Origin of the sequence: Nocardiopsis yanglingensis, from assembly GCF_045809185.1 — a bacterium.
GTDB lineage: Bacteria > Pseudomonadota > Gammaproteobacteria > Xanthomonadales > Xanthomonadaceae > Stenotrophomonas > Stenotrophomonas yanglingensis.
The window spans coordinates 65,735-84,087 of record NZ_JBJNRH010000012.1 but is presented as its reverse complement, the minus strand read 5'-3'; the positions used below and the strand labels follow the sequence as shown (position 1 = coordinate 84,087).

At 63.9% G+C, this 18,353-nt stretch carries 14 protein-coding genes; 10 read left to right on the top strand and 4 right to left on the bottom strand.

Annotated features, from left to right (window positions below; translation table 11 throughout):
• Positions 1 to 558, bottom strand: a complete 558-nt coding sequence (locus tag ACJ7C5_RS15800; RefSeq protein ID WP_093999578.1) for a flavin reductase family protein — start codon at positions 556 to 558, stop codon at positions 1 to 3.
• Positions 559 to 676: 118 nt separating this feature from the next.
• Between ACJ7C5_RS15800 and ACJ7C5_RS15795 the strand changes: the two genes are divergently transcribed.
• From ACJ7C5_RS15795 to ACJ7C5_RS15765, 7 genes are all read left to right on the top strand, one after another.
• On the top strand, positions 677 to 1,042 hold the full coding sequence (locus ACJ7C5_RS15795; protein WP_093999579.1) for a BlaI/MecI/CopY family transcriptional regulator: 366 nt from the start codon (positions 677 to 679) through the stop codon (positions 1,040 to 1,042).
• Entirely contained in the window at positions 1,035 to 2,234 is a 1,200-nt protein-coding gene (locus ACJ7C5_RS15790; protein ID WP_412704420.1) for a M56 family metallopeptidase, read from the top strand. The genes ACJ7C5_RS15795 and ACJ7C5_RS15790 overlap by 8 nt, the downstream gene beginning before the upstream one ends.
• Positions 2,231 to 2,794, top strand: a complete 564-nt coding sequence (locus ACJ7C5_RS15785) for a hypothetical protein (RefSeq protein ID WP_412704419.1) — start codon at positions 2,231 to 2,233, stop codon at positions 2,792 to 2,794. Before ACJ7C5_RS15790 ends, ACJ7C5_RS15785 begins: the two co-directional genes overlap by 4 nt.
• A 195-nt stretch (positions 2,795 to 2,989) precedes the next feature.
• Positions 2,990 to 5,110 carry a DUF6531 domain-containing protein gene (locus ACJ7C5_RS15780; protein ID WP_412704418.1) on the top strand — a complete coding sequence of 707 codons (2,121 nt, stop codon included), beginning with the start codon at positions 2,990 to 2,992 and terminating at the stop codon, positions 5,108 to 5,110.
• A 125-nt stretch (positions 5,111 to 5,235) separates the two neighbouring features.
• Positions 5,236 to 9,018, top strand: coding sequence for an RHS repeat domain-containing protein (locus ACJ7C5_RS15775; RefSeq protein WP_412704417.1), 3,783 nt, complete (start codon positions 5,236 to 5,238; stop codon positions 9,016 to 9,018).
• Between the two features lie 76 nt (positions 9,019 to 9,094).
• Positions 9,095 to 9,451: a hypothetical protein gene (locus tag ACJ7C5_RS15770; protein ID WP_093999584.1), complete on the top strand. Its 357-nt coding sequence runs from the start codon at positions 9,095 to 9,097 to the stop codon at positions 9,449 to 9,451.
• 72 nt (positions 9,452 to 9,523) lie between these two features.
• On the top strand, positions 9,524 to 9,997 hold the full coding sequence (locus ACJ7C5_RS15765; protein ID WP_412704416.1) for a hypothetical protein: 474 nt from the start codon (positions 9,524 to 9,526) through the stop codon (positions 9,995 to 9,997).
• Between the two features lie 27 nt (positions 9,998 to 10,024).
• Here ACJ7C5_RS15765 and ACJ7C5_RS15760 read toward each other — a convergent pair whose 3' ends face one another.
• The 3 genes from ACJ7C5_RS15760 to ACJ7C5_RS15750 form a co-directional block, all read right to left on the bottom strand.
• Complete coding sequence (locus ACJ7C5_RS15760; protein ID WP_125427040.1) at positions 10,025 to 10,825, bottom strand: MBL fold metallo-hydrolase; 801 nt, start codon at positions 10,823 to 10,825, stop codon at positions 10,025 to 10,027.
• An 11-nt stretch (positions 10,826 to 10,836) separates the two neighbouring features.
• Positions 10,837 to 11,655 carry a S1/P1 nuclease gene (locus ACJ7C5_RS15755; protein WP_010484081.1) on the bottom strand — a complete coding sequence of 273 codons (819 nt, stop codon included), beginning with the start codon at positions 11,653 to 11,655 and terminating at the stop codon, positions 10,837 to 10,839.
• A 560-nt stretch (positions 11,656 to 12,215) separates the two neighbouring features.
• Positions 12,216 to 12,845, bottom strand: coding sequence for an OmpW/AlkL family protein (locus ACJ7C5_RS15750; protein WP_088026957.1), 630 nt, complete (start codon positions 12,843 to 12,845; stop codon positions 12,216 to 12,218).
• 193 nt (positions 12,846 to 13,038) lie between these two features.
• Here ACJ7C5_RS15750 and gap point away from each other — a divergent pair, with 193 nt between their 5' ends.
• From gap to ACJ7C5_RS15735, 3 genes are all read left to right on the top strand, one after another.
• On the top strand, positions 13,039 to 14,043 hold the full coding sequence (gene gap / locus ACJ7C5_RS15745) for a type I glyceraldehyde-3-phosphate dehydrogenase (protein WP_005414333.1): 1,005 nt from the start codon (positions 13,039 to 13,041) through the stop codon (positions 14,041 to 14,043).
• 125 nt (positions 14,044 to 14,168) lie between these two features.
• Positions 14,169 to 16,838: a DUF2339 domain-containing protein gene (locus tag ACJ7C5_RS15740; RefSeq protein WP_412704415.1), complete on the top strand. Its 2,670-nt coding sequence runs from the start codon at positions 14,169 to 14,171 to the stop codon at positions 16,836 to 16,838.
• On the top strand, positions 16,835 to 18,211 hold the full coding sequence (locus tag ACJ7C5_RS15735) for a DUF3999 domain-containing protein (protein ID WP_412704414.1): 1,377 nt from the start codon (positions 16,835 to 16,837) through the stop codon (positions 18,209 to 18,211). Before ACJ7C5_RS15740 ends, ACJ7C5_RS15735 begins: the two co-directional genes overlap by 4 nt.
• Positions 18,212 to 18,353: the final 142 nt, after the last annotated feature.

The window sequence follows — 18,353 nt, the reverse complement described above, 5'->3', positions numbered from 1 at the left end:
TTACAGCATGTCGGGCTTGAACCGCCGTCGACGCGAGACTTCGGCGCCAGACACCATGAACTGCCCATCGCCCCGGTAATGCACCGTGCGCGGCAGCTTCGGCCGGGGCGCAACATGGGCGCGCACGATTTCCCAGATGAACAGGTTGCTCGATTCCACTTGGCTATCGTCGTAGAGGCGGCATTCGAAGCACGAATGACACTGGCCGACCAGCGGCGCGCCAACCTCGCGCGCGGGCAATGCATCGAGCCCGAAACGGGCGAACTTGTCGATCTCGCGGCCGCTGCAGTTGCCGATGTCCACCACGGTATCGAGCAGCTCCACGCCGGGCACGTTGATCACGCACTCGCCGCTGCCACGGGCCAGCGCGTGGCTGTGGTTCGCGTCCCACAGGTAGGTGGCGACCAGCGAAGGCGAGAAGCCCATCACCATGTGCCAGCCCATCGTCATCAGGTTGCGCTGGCCGCGCCAGGCGGTGCTGAGCAGCACGATCGGACCGGGTTCGAGAAAGCGGCGCGCCTGCTCGACCGGGAAATCCTTCTTGGGCAGCGCTTTCATCCGGGGCCTGGGGCGGGAGGAATCGATGCTGGCGCAGATACGATGAACCTGGAGTCGAGGGGCTTGACAGATAATTCGATTACGCGCGTAATCGGACCGTCGATTACGGATGTAAACCATGCAGCCGATCAGTGAAGCCGAAGCTGTTGTGATGGAGGTGCTGTGGCAGCAGGCACCGCGTGGCGCCGATGACGTGGTGGCCGCACTGGCCCACCGCGACTGGGCCGAGCCGACCATCAAGACTCTGCTCAACCGCCTGCTGACCAAGGGCGCGATCGCCGCCGAGCGCGATGGCCGGCGCTATCTGTACCGGCCGCTGCTGCAGCGACAGGCGTGGGTGGAGGCGCAGAGCCAGGACTTCATCGGCCGTGTCTTCGAAGGGCGGGTGGCACCGCTGGTCGCGCACTTCAGCGAACGGGGCCAGTTGAGCGCGCAGGACATCGCCGAACTGAAGAAGCTGATCCAGGAGCTGGGCCATGACTGAGCTGCTCGACGGACTGTGGCGGGCCAGCCTGTGGCTGGCGGTGGGCGTGGTCCTGCTGGCGGTGCTGCGGCCATTGCTGGTGCGGTTGGGCGGCGTGGCGTTGGCCTATCGCAGCTGGTGGTTGTTGCCGATGCTGCTGGTGGCACTGATGTTGCCGTTGCCGCAGGTTGTGGTGTTGCAGCAGGTGCCAACGCTGCCCTTGAAAGTGTTGCCCGGTGCCATCGATGGCGTGGCCGGACAGTCGTTGCCATGGGCTGGCTTGTTGCTGGCGCTGTGGGCGTTGGGCATGGGCTTCTGCCTGCTGCGCGACCTGCGCGCGCAGCGTCGTTTTGAACGGCGCATGGGGCCACTGAAGCCGCGCGCCGATGGAAGCTGGCAGGCCAGCGGCGATCCCGGCTTGCCCGCACTGGTCGGTCTGTGGCGCCCCCGCATCGTGGTCGGCCCTGACTTCGACCCGCGATTCACCGCGCAGGAGCAGGCGCTGATCCTGCAACACGAGCACAGCCACCGGCGCAATGGCGATCACTGGGCCAATGGCGCGTTGCTGCTGGCGCGCGCGGTGTTCTGGTTCCACCCGCTTCTGCCGTGGGCCGCCCGCCGATTCCTGCGTGACCAGGAGCTGGCCTGCGATGCCCGCACCATTGCTGCGCAGCCTACGCTGCGCGGCCTCTACGCCAGCACGCTGCTGAAGGCGCAGCTGGTCCACCCGGTTGCGCCAGCGGTCTGCCATTGGCGCAGCCAACCCGTGTTGAAGGAGCGTATCGCCATGTTGAAGCAGTCCAAGCGGAAGGCATTGCCGTGGGTGTCGGGGCAGATGCTGGTGGTCGGGTTGTGCCTGGGAATGGGAGCGGTGGCGTGGGCCAGCCAGGGCAGTGCGGCGGGAGGCCCGGCAGGATCCGTCATGGATCGGGAGATAGAGGTCGACAAGATGCCGCCGCCGTCCTATCCGAAGTCCGCCTTCGAGCAGCGCCAGGTGGGCGTAGTGAACCTGCGCGTGGAAGTGGACGCCCAGGGCCATCCCACCGACGTCCAGGTGCTCAGCGCCACCAATCCGGGTGTGTTCGATGCGGTGTCGATCGCCGCTGCACGCAGCTGGACCTATCGGCCGGCGGTGAAGCATGGCCAGCCGGTTGCAGGGGCGGTGAAGATTCCGATCACCTTCGCCATGGATAACACCGAGGACGCGAAGTGAAGTCCGCGCCGCTGTTGATGATGGCGGCGCTGCTGGTGGGGTGTGCAACCCAGGACCGGCTGACCACCGTCGATACCCGCAGCGAGAATGTCGGTCACCAGCGCCTGCGGCCGCAGACCGGTGGCGGCAATGGACAGGTGCAGGCGTACTCGCTGGGCGCGAGCGAAGGCTACCGGATGCCGCAGTTGCGCATGGCACCGGATCCGCAGGTCGGCGATCGTGACCCGCGTGCGGAACTGGCGCCGACCACCATCTGCCTGCAGGTGGTGGTCGATGCGCAGGGCCGCGTCGAACGCAGCATGCCGCTGACTGATCGCCCGGAGTGCGCGGCGGGTGCTGCAGGTGAAAATGCGCCCCTGCTGCAGGCTGCGCAGGAGGCGGTTGCGATGTGGGAGTACTCGTCCGCCGCGGTCTGCCACTTCGCACCGGGCAAGGTGCCCGCCGATCGCGGCGACTGCCGCGGCGCCGAGCGCGTCGAGCCGGTGGCGGTCACCCTGCAGTACGCCTTCACCTTCGAGGTCGTGAAGGGCCAGCATGTGGTGCGGATGCAGGGGCGGTAGCGGCGGGCCATGCTGTCGGTACAGAGATGCAGCGATTGTTGACAAGGGGCGGTTCCGGGCGTATCTAGGCGGCTGGGGCTTGGGGCGCAACGTCCTACCCTGGGGAGCCGCCAGTACCTGGCGGATCAATCGCAGTATCAACGTGTTGACGACGTCATGGATGGCGCGTGCGCGAATCCATGCGAGGGAATACGTATGGATTCGGCATTCCGCTTGATGTCCTGCCTCCTGCCCACTCGACGCATCCAGGAGGCCGCTACTGGGTGGATGTGTCGTGAACTTCATCTTTTTCCCGCTGCACTGTTGAGCGTTATTGTCGGCTTGGCGTCTGCTGAGGCTGACGGGCGAATCATCCAGAATCAGCCGGGATCGGGTGGTGCCGGCGCGGGCGCAGGACCTGGTATCACCAACCTTCCACGCGTGGATGCTGTTGCCGATGGTGTGGTGCCTGGGCGACTGGATGGGTTCATGGCGCTCTGGGGCGTTCCTTCGAATCTTTTCCCTGGGCCAAATCAATGGGATGACTTCGTCGAACCCAGTAAAGGAGAGCCGGACCAGTCGGGGAGGGATGCCGCCGACGAGTGCCCGAAGAGTGGCAACCCGGTGGTTCTTCGCACCGGTACGAAAGTGGAAACCGAACTGGATTTCACTGGCGGTGGCGAGATGCCATTGACGCTCGAGCGCACGTTCAACTCGGCTGTGATGGACCGCTTCAACATTTTCGACACGTGGTACAGCAACCTTGATCGGCAGCTGGTCGTCTACACGGACTCGAACGAGGCGCGTATGCGCCGCCCCGATGGTCGTTATCTGGTGTTCAAGCGAGGAGGCGACGGTGTTTACCGGGAGGATGGTGCACAGCAGGGCGGGCAGTTGAAGTCAGTTGCGGGCGGAAAGTGGATCTACCTGAGCCCCGACCTGACTACGGAGACCTACGAAGGCACCAAGATGGTGGAGATCCGGAACGCCAACGGCGTGCGCTGGACCTTGAGTTACGGAGGTCCTGAAGGTTCCCAGCTGCAGCGCGTCACCCATAGCAATGGCCGCTATATTGAGTTCACCTGGATCCAGAAGAATGCACAGACTGGCGTTGATCCGCGTGTGATCAGGGTGCGGGACCCGCAGGGAAATACCATCGAATACGGATACACGCAGGACGTGTACGGGTTCCTGGAGTCGGTTACCTACAACGGCACTCCTGCCACCACGGTCAAGTATCACTACATGTACAAGGAGCTGGGGCAGACCTACGGGCTGCCGCTGCTCACCGGCAAGTCGATCAATGGTCGCCGCTACTCGATGTTCACCTACGATGATAAGAATCGTGCGACTTCGACGGCGCATGCGGGGGGCGTCGAGCGGTTTGGCTTCGCGTATGAGCCGGGAGCCAATGGAGAGAGCGTTACCGTGGAGACCAACCCGCTTGGAAAGGTCGCCCGCTATCGTTTCAAGGACAGGAGACTGATCGCCATCGAAGGCCTTCCTTCGGCGAACTGTGCCGCAGGCTATAGCGAAACGCACTACGACGAAAACGGGAATACATCGCTCACTTCGGATTTCGAAGGAAACCTGACCCGCTATCAGTACGACACCCATGGCCATCTTCTTCGCCGTGAAGAAGCAAGCGGGACGCCCATTGCGCGGGTGACGACATTCGAGTGGGATGAGCAGGGCAACCGTGTCGTGGCGGAAACGCTGCAGGGGGTGCTTGAAACCCGCTATGCCTACGACGCAAATAATCGGCTGGTGTCCCGCTCGGAGAAGAGCCTGGTTGCCGGTCATGCGCAGGGCGAAGTGCAGACGACTACCTTCAGCTATCAGCTGCACCCCAATGGCCTTGTCAGCAGGATGGTCGAGGACGGGCCGGCAGCGGGTAGTGGTGATGCGGTGACGTCCACCTACTCGGAGCTGGGTGACCTGGTGCGGATCGAGAACAGCCTCGGGCACGCTGTGGTCATGGGCGGGTACACGGGTTACGGCTATCCGGGCTACTCGATTGACGTGAACGGTGTGCGTACGGATTTCGTTTACGACTCGCGTGGACGACCCTCCGAGGTTCGTCTGCTGTTGTCCAGTGGTGTCCGCACGACCCACTATGAATACGACGCCTTTGGCAAGCTCGCGTCCGTGACCGGGCCGGATGGTGTCAGGATTTCCCACCTCTATGACCTGGCTGGTCGGCTGCTGTCTACCTCGATGCCTGAGCCGAACGGGAGCTTTGCGGAAACGCGATATGAGTACAACGCGTTCTCGCTTCCGGTCACTGAAACAGTGCAGCGTGTATTTGCCGATCCAGGCCGGGGGACTCAGCCATGAGTAGATTCATTCGGGACATCGGTCTATGCGTTCTATTGCTCCTTGCCATGATCGGCAGTGCTGCCGCCGAGGGGTGGATCCGCTTGGATGGCCCACCGGCCGGCAGCACCTATCAGGCGCCGGCGGTGTTCGAGCTGAAGGTCAATTGGGGGGTTACGACCACCGGTCCCAAGGCGGAATACATTGATGGACTGCGTCTGTTGCGGAACGGCACGGTCGTTACCATCCAGGCGGGTGGCGTCTATCGGGAGGCCGGCCTCAGCCCGGGCACCTATTACTATGAACTGCGTGCGGATGCCGTGCGCAACCTTCCTGACGGCGACCAGACTCGACGATCATTGGTATCGGCGGTCGGTCCGATTACGATCAGTGCACCACCTGCACCTTTCGACGGTGCTGAATTCGTCGGTTCGACAATCCCTGGTCCCCTGCAGCATCGCACGCCCTATACGTTCACCGCGACGGTGCGCAATACGGGAAACACCACATGGCCGGCAGGCTATGAATATCAGCTGGGAGGTTCGCACGACAGCTACGCAAGTACATGGTCGTTCTCCAATGTGCCCGTTCCGCATGCTGTCGCACCTGGCCAGACGGTTACTTTCAATATCAACGTCACCACACCGCCACCCGGCGAGTATGGATTCCAACTGCAGATGATACGCAACGGTGCCGGGCGTTTTGGTGCAGCGTCCGGCCTGGCGACGTTATGGGTGAATGGTCCCATCAACAAGGCGCATTTCATCGACCAGAATGTGCCCGCCGAGATGGAGGCAGGAAAAACCTACAGTGTCTCCCTGCGGATGAACAATGCAGGCAACACCACATGGACCTCGGCGGCCGGCTATGCGCTTGGATCCCTGAACGACAACGCAGCGTGGGGAACTTATCGCCTGTCTCTGCCTGGTGATATCGGACCGGGTGCTACGGCTGTGATAATTGCGCAGGTGCGTGCGCCAACCACGCCAGGTGTCTACAACTTCCAGTGGCAGATGGTGCAGGACGGCGTCGAATGGTTCGGTGTTTACACCACCAATGTCGCCGTCAAGGTAAGCGCACCGCCCTCGTTGGTTACGGGAAACATTGACGGACTTTCCAGTGATGGAACCACACTGCAGGGCTGGGCCTGCAGTACGAGCCGTGACGATTCCATCGACGTCCACCTTTACGCCGGTGGAGCGGCGGGTCAAGGTGGCGTATTCCTGGCGGGCGTTCGTGCCGATCTGGCGAGTGAAGCGGCCGTCGCCACAGCGTGCAGAGCATCAGGCTCACGTTACCGGTTCTCGATACCGCTGACTTATTCCCAGCGTCGTGATCATGTCGGGAAGGGACTCTTTGTTCATGGCATTTCGCCTGTCGGCGGAGCCAACAGTCTGATTGGTGGCTCTGGCACCTTCCAGGTTCCACCAGCACCAGTCGGCAGCATCACGGCAAGCCCTAATCCCTGCACCATACCTTGGGGGCAATCGACGTGTTCGGCAACCGTGCAATGGCTGGTGTCCCAAGGTAGTGCGGAGCTTTGGGCGGCCGCAGGAAGTGGGGCAGGCACTCAATTGGCGAGCGGTCCTGGCGGCAGCATCGCTTTGACCAACGTCACTGCGGCGGGCATGCGTCTGTGGCTGGTCAGTCGAGGCGAGACGATCGCTGAGGCTGCAGTCTCCACGATCGCGGGTGTCAGGCCGGGAGAAGTGCTTTCTCGGGTCAACTATGGCTACGACGAGCTCGGTCGAATGATTTCCCGCAGCGATGGTGCCGGAACGACACAGCATTTCAAGTACGATGGCAACGGGAATCAGGTCGAGCTGATCGATGGGGCAGGCAATGTCCAGCGGTCGAACTACGATGCGCTGGGGCGCGTGGTCTCGTCCCAGGCCGCTTCTGGATCTATCCAATACTTCCACTACGATGGGCTTGATCGTATTGTTGGAATCGTCGATCAAGGTGGTTTCCAGACCCGCTATGAGCGTGACGGATTCGGGCGGGCGTGGTTGAAGGTTAGTCCTGACACCGGAACCAGTACTTATAGTTACGCTGCGCCGGCACGTGTTATGGGAAACGTGCGATCCGATGGTGCGCAAGCCACGATGCAGTACGACGGGATTGGGCGAGTCCTTTCCGTGGTGGCCGCAGGAGACGAGCGCCACTTCACCTACGATGGTTGCGTGAACGGAATCGGGCGCATGTGTACGGCTTCAACGCCTCAATCCGTTGTCAGTTTCAAGTATGCCCAGGATGGACAGTTGGCGGAGCGCTCTGAGGAATTCTCTGCGCAGGGTATGCAACGCAGCGTTCTTGGAATCCGTTATGAGGCGAGTGGACGACTGTCGGGCATTACGTATCCAGACGGGGTGGTTGCCGACTACACCTACGCTGGAGCTCGCCTTGCGGGTCTCAATGTCATTGTTGGGGGTGTCTCGCGCTCGATCGTTGCGGGCGCTCGTTACACTCCGAGCGGGGCCGTAGCCGAGCTGACACTTGGTAATGGCATGTCGTACAGAAACACGTATGACCTTGGCGGGCGTCTGTCGGGGCGGTCTGCCGTACCTGCGGGGAACGGCACTGCGCTGCAGGAGCTGGCGTACACGTTCGATGCAGCGGGCCATATGCGATCAATCGAGGACCGCCTCGCTCCGCAGTTGACGCAGGTCATTGAGCATGATCCTGATGGGCGGCTGTCCCGGTTGTCGCGCTCAGGTATTGATCACATCATGACTTATGATGCGAACGGAAACTGGCTGAGTCACACGGACCAGTCTGCTTCCCGTCAATACGCCTTCGAGACGGGCAGTAACCGATTGCTGGGGTATCTCTCCAACCGGCCCGGCGAGGCTGACCGGGTGTACACGCATGACGCAATGGGAAACCGGACCGGCGAGTCTTCGCAGGGCGATGTGCGCAGTTACCGGTACGATGGATTCAATCGCATGGTTGGGGCCACAATCAATGGCAACGATACCCAGTATGTTGTCAATGGGCTCGGGCAGCGAAGTGGAAAGCTGGGAGGCGATGGCAGCAGGATCAGTTATGCCTATCTTGGCCAGAACCAGATCATGTCCGATGGTGCCGAAGGCCAAGGATGGTCGAACTATATCTGGTTCATGGGCGAGCTCATTGCCGTTACGCGCGGGCCCGATGTCTACACGGTGAGAACCGATCATCTGGGGCGGCCTGAGTTCGCTGCCAACGATGTTGGGCAGGTGCGGTGGAAGGCGTACAACTATGCATATGGGCGCACCGTCACGCAGGACGATATCGGAGGGATCAACATTGGCTTGCCAGGGCATTACTTCGACTCTGAGTCTGGCCTGTGGTACAGCGGATTCCGCGACTACGACGCAAATGTCGGTCGGTATCTGCAAAGTGATCCGATAGGGAAGGCGGGAGGTCCAAACACGTATGTCTATGCTTCTTCCAATCCTGTGGAGATTGTCGATCCACTTGGCCTGATCGGCTACGTTTGCCAGAAAGGGAAGAACATCGGAATTTCCATTCCGATCAACTTCAGTGGAGGCTCTTCCGCCGATGTCGCGATGATCAAGTCATCCATCGAAAGGGCGTGGAGTGGTCGGATTGGGAGTTACAACGTGGTTACGCGGGTCCAGGTGTATCGTATGAGCCGCCCTGCTGCTACGGTCAACAACATAACGTTGACCCAGGGCACCGGACGCTCCTATGTCGATTCGCCCAATCTCAACTCGGGCGAATGGTTCGTTCCCGGCCAATGGTCTGCCGATAGCCTCTATCCTCACGAGGCTGGGCACTTGCTGGGCCTTGTGAATGAAGGAGAGACCGGCATCATGAGCAGCAACCTCAATGGTGCCAAACCGGACGGAAAGAACTTGGAAGATGTTCTGGATCCCTGGAAGAACAGAACCATCGTGAGAGGGTGCGGCTGTGCGAGCCAATAGGACGACGCTGCTTCTCTTGGTCGGCGTGGGCTGCCTCGGTGCATGTACGCATCGTGGCAGCGACGTTCCCACTCCGATGAGCCGCGAGTTCGGCGTGTGCATTTTTCTTCAGGCCGGTGACAGCTACCACGTGAAAGCGCCGGGACTGGATTTTGAACAAGGACTGTTAAAGCTGGCTGGCAAGGACGTTGAAGTCTATATTGGGAATCATCCTTCCTACGATGGCGTTCGATGGAATCGGGATCTGAGCCCGACCCGTGGATTCGTGCTGGTTGGCACGGAGCATTCGAGGGGTAAGGACCGGGTGCTGCTTGGTAACAAACGTGCAGACCAGAAAGGCTTGATCTACGTGCAGTTCATGGGCGCTGACCTTGAAGCGCAGCTTCCCGTTCTGACGCGCAGGGATCTGGTAGTGGATTGTGAGCTGGATTGAGGGAAGCGGATCTGTAAAGGTTTGAGAGCCGACACCGGCCATTCTCCGGCTGTTCTTTCCGTGGGGCCTCGAATGAAGCGCTCGCTTTTACTCTTTCTTCTGATGCTGGCATCCAGCTCGACGGCTGCAGCGGTTTCAGTGCACATCGGAGGCAAACCAACGGAGCTTCTGACCGCGCAATCTCCGGGTATGAAGGTCGAAGTGCGACTGGGCATTCGTGCTACAACGGCCGACGACCCGCGCTACGTAGTCTGCGAAGGCGCGCGCCCCTGCAAAGGAGTGCAATCGCTGCAGATCCGAGTCAATGGTGCTGCCTTGGTTGTTCCGCGTTCCGCCTATTTCGATCTGGTGGATCTTTCCAGTGCGACGATTGATCTCAGCTCCCAGGGCGGTAGCCTGATGTTGCAGGGCGGGGATGCCTCAGAGAGTTACAACGTGCGTATTCGGTTCAGTAAAAACCGGGTCCTGTCGAGAGAGATCTTTGTTGGAACGTCGCAGGATGATCTGTTGGAGGAAACCACCTATCACGAGGTGAGCATCGGATAGGCGCCTCTCTGGCTGTCCTCCTGGACCTCACGCCCCGCCCTGGATGTTGGCCTTCACCGCCGGCTGCATCAGCACCGGTTCGGCCAGCGTGGCATCTCGGGCCTGGCGCACGCTGACGAACTCCGCCTCGGCCACGCCGTCATGCACGTGGATGTTGTGCGCGCGCTGTTCGCCGATGGTGGTCTCGTTGGCAAAGTCGCGGCCGCCCGGGCCGTAGTCGTGGCAGACGAAAACCCGCGTGGTATCGGGCAGGGCCAGCAGGCGCTGGATCGAGCGGTACAGCTGCGCGGCATCACCGCCCGGGAAATCGCAGCGGGCGGTGCCGCCGTCGGGCATGAACAGCGAGTCGCCGGTGAACAGCGCATCGCCGATCAGGTAGGCGATGCTGTCGCTGGTGTGGCCGGGCACGGCGATCACCTGGCAGTGCAGTTCGCCCAAAGCGAAGGTCTCGCCATCGCTGAACAGGTGGTCGAAGATTTCATCGGCCGCAGGAAGCTGCAGGCCATAGCGCGGTGCGAAGGTGGCCTGCACCGCACGGATGCCTTCACCGATCGCCAGTGTGGCCTGGGGGAAGCGCTGCTTGAGCCGGCGCCCGGCCGACACATGATCGGCATGGGCATGGGTTTCCAGCAGCCAGCGCAGCTGCAGGCCCTGTTGTTCGATGGCCTGCAACGCGGCATGCAGCGGCGCTTCACTGCTGGCATCGGTATCCGGGTCGTAGTCCAGGACCGGGTCGATCAGCGCCGCTTCGCCGCTGGTCGGGTCGCTGACCAGGTAGCTGAAGGTATTGCTGTCACGGTGGAAGAACGACTGCACCAGGACCGACATCGGAACTCTCCTCAGCGCGTGCCGAGCACGCGGTTCAGCAACTGCGCCAGGTTTTCACCGGCCAGTCGCAGCTGCGCTTCGGCCAGCGGCCGGTAGCGCTCGGTGTATTCGTCACCGATTTTACGCGTGGCCGGATAAACGCCAGCTTGCATGGAGATGCGGCAGCTGGCCTCGGCCCACGTCTGCGGGTCGCGCTGCGGGTTGGACTGGCGCGCCAGCTTCGGCGCGCGCTGGCTCTGCAGCAGCGGCAGATAGCCCGCATCGTCCAGCTTGCGGGTGTTGAGCATGCCGCTGTCCCACAGCGAGTGCAGGTTGGTGCCACGGTTGCCGAACTGCAGCTGGAAATCGTTGCCGCCCTTGTCGTGGGCGTAACCGGCGTGCATCGGCTGGTGGATGTCGCCGACCAGGTGCACGACGAACTTCAATGCCTGCAGGCGCTCGCCATCGGTCAGGCTGCGGTCGCCGAGGATGGCGCTCTGTGCCTTCAGGGCTTCGACGATGCAGTTTCCGTTCTTGCAGTGCTTCGGTGCTTCGTAGTGGCAGTTGTCTTCGGCGATGTTGACGTAGTGCCAGCCGGCCGAGCGACGGCCCAGGCCCGGGTCCTTGGCGCGCAGCTGGTCGGCCCACGGCGCGATGCTGGCGAGGGTGGCGTCCGGTTCGGTGGCCAGCAGGCGGTCCACTTCGGCGCGGGCGGTGGGGTTGAGGCGGGCGTCGGCGACTTCGGCAACAAGGCGGTGGCCTTGCGCGCCCCAGGCATGAGCGGGGGCGGAGACGGACAGCAGGGCCGGCGCCAGGGCGGCGGCGAGGAAGAGGGAATGCAGGGCTTTCATGCGCACATTCTAGCGGGGTAGGTGGATTGAAGAGCGGCGCGTTACCTGTTCCGAAGTGGGAGCGCAGAGGGAGGGACGGCGGGACACGCCGTAAATCCGTCCCTGGAGGCTCGATGGCGCCATCCATGGCGCCAACGGTCCCGCCGCCCCTCCCTCTGCGCTCCCCTCCAGACATGGCCGCGGAGGCGGATGCAAACGTCAAAGGCAACTCCAAAAACAAATGCAGGATCAAAACCTGCCGCCGTTAGCGGCAGGCAACCACTACACCTTGGATGTGCGCGGCTTGTTCCTGCCTTTGCTTGAGCTGGCACGCGCGCGCAGATGGGAAGGGTGGAGAGGGTGGGGTGATCGGGACCGTTCGCCGCATGGATGCGGCGATCGAGCCTACATGGACGTATTTACGGCGTGTCCCGATCACCCCACCCTCTCCGCCCAATTCCAGATGCCGGTGCTTTTCGTGCAAACAAAAAAAGCCCCGGCAATCACCGGGGCAACATGCTGCGAGGGTTTTGCGTGTAGCGGGGGAGCGGGGGCGAAGCCCCCGCACTCAACACACCGCTTTAGAACTTGAAGACGTACGACGCGCCGTAGACCAGCGGATCGATGTTGACCGTGCCGATCTTCTCGCCGTTCAACTTCACCTTGCTGTCGATGTCGATCCAGCGCATGTCCACGCGCAGTGCGCCCTTCTCACCGATTGCGAAGTCCACGCCCGCATGCGCGGCCAGGCCCCACGAATCCTGCAGCTTCAGGCGGCTGTCCTTCAGCGCACCGGTGGTGTCTTCGCTGAAGAAGGTCGTGTAGTTCACGCCCGCACCGATGAACGGCGACACCTTGCCCTTGCTGTTGAAGTGGTACTGCACGGTCACCACCGGCGGCAGCTGCTTGGTGCTGCCCACGCGACCCAGGCCGTTGATGTTGATGTCGTGCTTGAACGGCAGTGCGGCCAGCACTTCAATGCCCAGGTTGTCGGCGATGAAGTACTCACCGGTGATGGTCGGCTTGACGTCGTTGTCGACGTCGACCTTCAGGGTGTGGCCCGCCAGCCAGCCATTGTTCGACTTCGGGGCCACCTGGTGCACGCCGGCGGAAATGGTCCAGTCGCCCTTTGACTGGGCCATGGCCGGGGCGGCGGCGAGCGAGAGGGCGGCGGCCAGGCTGGCCACGATCAGGGGGGAGGTCTTGCGCATGGGGGTGATCTCATTGCTGGGTGGATGTGGCCAGTCTCGACCTCACATCGCGCTAACGCTTTGATCCGGATCAAATCCTGTCCGCCGGCCCGCTGCCCGCCGGGGCTGGCCCGCGGTGGCCAGCCCCGGTTTGCTAGACTTGTGGGCCCTATCCATCCCGCCGCACCCGTCGCGGCTGCAGGAGCTTGAGAACATGGCAATCAAGGTTGGTATCAACGGTTTCGGTCGCATCGGGCGTAACGTCCTGCGCTCGGCGGTGCTGAACTTCGGCGACGACATCGAAATCGTGGCCATCAACGATCTGCTGGAGCCGGACTATCTGGCTTACATGCTCAAGTACGACTCCGTGCACGGCCGCTTCAAGGCCGATGTGGCGGTGCAGGGCAACGACCTGCTGGTCAACGGCAAGAAGATCCGCCTGACCCAGGAACGCGACCCGGCCAACCTGAAGTGGGACGAAGTCGGCGCCGACGTGGTGCTGGAAGCCACCGGCCTGTTCCTCACCAAGGAAACCGCGCAGAAGCACATCGATGCCGGCGCCAAGAAGGTCATCATGTCGGCTCCGTCGAAGGACGACACGCCGATGTTCGTGTACGGCGTGAACGACAAGACCTACGCCGGCCAGGCGATCATCTCCAACGCCTCGTGCACCACCAACTGCTTGGCCCCGCTGGCCAAGGTCATCAACGACAAGTGGGGCATCAAGCGCGGCCTGATGACCACCGTGCATGCGGCCACCGCCACCCAGAAGACCGTCGATGGCCCGTCCAACAAGGACTGGCGCGGCGGCCGTGGCATTCTGGAGAACATCATCCCGTCGTCCACCGGTGCGGCCAAGGCCGTCGGCGTGGTCATCCCGGAACTGAACAAGAAGCTGACCGGCATGAGCTTCCGCGTCCCGACCTCGGACGTGTCGGTGGTCGATCTGACCGTCGAGCTGGAGAAGGAAGCCACCTACGCCGAGATCTGCGCGGAAGTGAAGGCGCAGAGCGAAGGCCCGCTGAAGGGCATCCTGGGCTACACCGAAGACAAGGTCGTGGCCACCGATTTCCGCGGCGAAACCTGCACCTCGGTGTTCGACGCCGACGCCGGCATCGCCCTGGACGGCACCTTCGTCAAGCTGGTGACCTGGTACGACAACGAGTGGGGCTACTCGAACAAGTGCCTGGAAATGGCCAAGGTCATCGCCGCCAAGTAAGGCCGGTGTAGATCGCAGACGAACCCCGGCCTGGCCGGGGTTCGTCGTTTATGGGGCCGGCCCTGTCGTAGCATGGGGCGGTCGACCGCCGCCGCTGGGGCGCGGGAACGCAATGGAAGCACGCAATGGAAGCATTGATAGCCCTGGTCGTACTGGTCCTGCTGGCCATCCCGCTGCTGCTGGTGGTGGCATTGGTGATGATCGCCGGCCTGCGCCGTCGCGTCGCCGCGCTGGAAAGCGCGATGGCCGCCGCGCCTGCCGCTGCCAAGCCGGCCGCCGCCACGCCCGCGCCTGAACGGCCAGTGGTCACGCCCGCGGCCAGTGCCGATCCACCGTTCCTGCGGCCGGTGGCTGCGGCTGCACCGCCGCCCCCACAACCGCCGGTGCAAGAGGCCGCGCCCATTGAGGCGCCAGCCCCCCGTCCTGCTGCACCACCGCCGGTGCCGGAGCTGCCGCCGTTACCGCCGGAACCGGCGCTGCCGAATTTCATCGAGCGTGGCGTCGGTGCGGTCAAACGCTGGTTCACCGAGGGCAACGTGCCGGTCAAGATCGGCATGCTGGTGCTGCTGGCCGGTGTTGCCGCGCTGTTGAAGTACGTCAGCGACCAGGGCTGGCTGGTGCTGCCGATCGAGCTGCGCCTGGCCGGCGTCACCGTGGGTGCGCTGGGCCTGCTGGCCTTCGGCTGGCACCAGCGCGAACGTCGGCGCCTGTTTGCGCTGGCCCTGCAGGGCGGTGCCATCGGCGTGCTGCTGCTGACCATCTTCGCGGCGTTCAAGCGCTTCGACCTGATTCCGCCGGGCTTTGCCTTCGTCAGCTCCATTGCACTGGTGGCCGGGCTGTGTGTGCTGGCGGTAGTGCAGAACTCGCGCACGCTGGCGGTGCTGGGCATCCTGGCCGGCTTCATGGCCCCGCTGTGGCTGTCTACCGGCAGCGGCAACCACGTGGGGTTGTTCAGCTATTACGCGGTGCTCAACGCAGGCATCTTCGCCATCGCCTGGTTCCGTCCATGGCGTGCGTTGAATCTGCTTGGCTTCGCTTTCACCTTCGGCATCGGTACGTTCTGGGGCGTGCTGCAGTACGCACCGGACAAGTTCAGCAGCACCGAACCGTTCCTGCTGCTGTTTTTCGCCTTCTACCTGTTGATTCCGCTGCTGTACGCGCGCCGCCAACCGGCCGGCCGGCGCGATCTGGTCGACGGCAGCCTGGTGTTCGGCACGCCGCTGGTCGCGTTCTCGCTGCAGGCGGGCATGCTGTACCAGCAGCCGATGACGCTGGCGCTGTGCGCGCTGGGCCTGGCGGCGATCTACGCGGTGCTGGCGCGGGCGCTGATCGCGCGTGCGTCGTACACCGTGCTGGCGCAGTCGCATGCGGTGCTGGCGGTGGGCTTTGCCACGCTGGCGGTGCCGCTGGCCTTGTCGGCGCGCGCCACCGGCGCGGTCTTTGCGCTGGAAGGCGCAGGCCTGGCCTGGTTGGGCCTGCGCCAGAAGCGCTGGCTGCCGCAGGTGTCCGGCGCGCTGCTGCAGATCGGCGCTGCGTTCGCCTTCGTGGCCGGCGGCGATCACTGGCATGAGGATCTGCGCTTCCTGATCAATCCGACGGCCATCGGGGCGCTGCTGCTGGCACTGGCTGGCTTTGCGTCGGCCTGGAGCTACCAGCGCAGGTCACGCCACGAGATTGCCCTGGTCTACTACCTGTGGGGCCTGCTGTGGTGGCTGGGTGGCCTGGTACATGAGATCACCCGTTTCTTCCCCTACCGCACCGAAGTGGATGCATTGCTGGTGCTGGCTGCCATCACCGCATGGCTGGCCGCCGAAGTACAGTGCCGCCAGCCGGCGCGCGCGCTGGGGGTGACCGCACTGGCCATGCTGGCACTGGGCTTCCCGCTGGCGCTTTTGCAGAGCGATGCGCACCATCAGCCGTTTGCTGGCTACGGTGCGCTGGCCTGGGCGGTGTTCGCGGTGCTGGGTGTGCGCACGCTGCTGTGCCTGCGCCAGGGGGGCGACACGGTGGCGCGCATCGCGCAGTTCCTGTGGTGGCTGCTGTGGCCGTCGCTGCTTTCGCTGCTGGCTCTGTGGGGCGGTGGCGAGGCCGATCTGGCACAGGGCTGGACGACGCTGCTGGTGACCCTGCCGTGGCTGCTGATGGCGGCGCTGTCGCTGTGGCGCTGGAATGCGCTGCGCTGGCCGCTGGGCGCAGCGTTCGACCGCGTGCGCCAGCCGCTGCAGTGCGTGCTGTTCGGGCTGTTGTCGATCGGCTGGCTGTTCGGCCAGCTGCTGCCGGGCGACGCCGCGCCGCTGTTGTGGCTGCCGGTATTGAATCCGGCCGAGATCGGTCAATGGTTGAGCCTGCTGCTGCTGGCGCGCTGGCTGTACAGCGATCAGGGACCACAGGCACCGCAAGCATTGCTGAACATCCGCATGCCGCTGCTGTCACTTGCAACCTTCGTCGCGCTGACCAGCGTTGTGCTGCATGGCGTGCATCAGTGGGGCGGCCTGTCGTGGAACGCGTCGATGATGCGCTTCAGCCTGGCGCAGACCAGCCTGACCGTGCTGTGGAGCGTGCTCGGCGTGATTGCCTGGGTGTGGGGATCGCGCCGTGGCCAGCGCGTGCTGTGGATGGTCGGTGCCGTGCTGATGGGCGTGGTACTGGCCAAACTGGTCATCGTCGATCGCCAGCACCTGGGCAACCTGCTGGGCATCGCATCGTTCATCGCCTACGGCCTGCTGTGCACGGTCGTGGGTTATCTGGCACCGGCGCCGCCCAGCGCGGCACCGTCCGTGGAGGAAAGACAATGAGGAAGTGGAGCAGGGCGCTGCTGCCGGCGATGTTCGGCATGCTGGCCGCCGTCGCGGTGCAGGCCGCCGACTACCGCACGCAGTACGCCGAGCAGTGGCCGTTGACGCTGTCCAGCGCGCAGTCCGGTGCGTACAGGGTGGTTCTGGAGCCGGCGATCTATCGTCGTGCAGGTGCCGCAGACCTGGGTGACCTGCAGGTGTTCAACGCCGCCGGCCAATCGTTGCCATCGGCATTGCTGGCGCCGGACCAGCCGCTGGCACAGCCCCCGGTGCAGCGTGAGCTGCCGTGGTTCGCGTTGCCGCCGCTGGCCGAAGCACAGCGCAACGATCTGCAGTTGCTGACCGAGCGCGATACCGACGGCCGTGTCCGTCGCGTCGAAGCACGCGTGAGTGGCGGTGCGGCAGCGAACGGGCAGGGTGGTTGGCTGATCGATGCCAGCGTGCTCGGCCAGCAACCGTTGGCGGCACTGGTGCTGGATTGGGCTGACAGCGGACAGCCGTTGCAGGCGCAGGTGCAGCTGGATGCCAGCGACGATCTGCAACACTGGCGCGCGGTCGGGCGTGACATTCCGCTGGTGGACCTGCAGCGCGCCGGCAAGCGCCTGCTGCAGCGCCGCCTGCAGGTGAACGCCGAGGCACGCTACCTGCGCGTACTGGGACAGGGCGATGCGCGCTTGCCGACGCTGCGCAGCGTGCTGGCCGAACTGCCGCCGGCACCGGCCACCCTGCCGTGGGAGTGGTTGTCGCTGGAACCGACCTCGACGGGCAAGGGCGAATTCACCTTCGAAATGGATGGCCGGTTCCCGGCTGCGCGTGCCGATGTGGCGAGCACCGACAACAGCCTGGTGCAGTGGACATTGTTCAGCCGCGACGACGAGAGTGCAGAGTGGCAGCGCCGCAGTGCGCCGTGGATTGCCTACCAGCTGCAACAGGGCGCGCAGGGCCAGCGCCAGCAATCAGCGGCCCAGCCGCTGGGCGGCGTGCATCGCGACCGCTACTGGAAGCTGGTGGCGAACCCGGCGGAAACCGCGACGGCTCCAACCCTGCGTCTGGGCTACCAGCCGGAAGTGCTGGTGTTCCTGAGCCAGGGCGCAGCGCCGTATGCGCTGGCGGTGGGCAGCGCGACTGCGCGCCGGATGGAGGCGCCGATCGGTGTGCTGATCGAGGAACTGCGGCAGCGCAATGATCCGTCGTGGCAGCCGACGCTGGCACGCCTGGAAGGCAGCCCGGAGCCGCTGGCCGGCGAGGCGGCGCTGAAACCGCAGCACGATTGGAAGTCGTGGTTGCTGTGGGCGTTGCTGGGGCTGGGGGTGCTGGTTGTTGGCGGTCTGGCGGTCAGCCTGCTTCGGCAGAAGCCGGCGCCTTCGGCGTAGTTGCCGGCGAACGGCGCAGCCCCTCGTGGGTGGGGTTGGTCGTTTAAAGCAACAGCCGCGCTTGGCCGGGCGGGGGGGGGGGGGGGGGGGCGGCCGGGGTACCGACGTGGGGGGGTTTGCCCGCCCCCCCAGGCGCGGGGAC